This is a genomic window from Bacillus sp. SIMBA_008 (assembly GCF_046535495.1).
Lineage (GTDB): Bacteria > Bacillota > Bacilli > Bacillales > Bacillaceae > Bacillus > Bacillus subtilis.
Map to the genome: position 1 here is coordinate 1 of NZ_JAWRWL010000440.1, position 273 is coordinate 273.

General features: G+C 69.6%; 1 protein-coding gene. It reads left to right on the top strand.

The features are described from left to right. Positions 1–273, top strand: a 273-nt coding sequence (locus SB658_RS23930; RefSeq protein ID WP_410602820.1) for a M1 family aminopeptidase, incomplete at both ends; no start/stop codon positions are given.

A 273-nucleotide genomic window follows, 5' to 3' on the forward strand; every position in this document is an offset into this window, starting at 1 on the left:
CGATCGTCGTGACGGCCGATGAGCTGGAGATTCCGCTCGAGGCGCAGGGCGGCGCCGTCTTCGGCGCGAACCTCGTCGACGGCGAGGGAACTTTTGAACGCCTTGTCGCGCACGAGCTGGCGCATCAGTGGTTCGGCAACGCCGTGGGCCTCGAAGCGTGGCGCGACATCTGGCTCAACGAGGGACCCGCCTGCTATGCCGAGTGGGTATGGTCGGAGGCTTCCGGCGGCGAGACCGCGCACGCGCTCGCGCTCGCGCACCACGAGCGGCTCG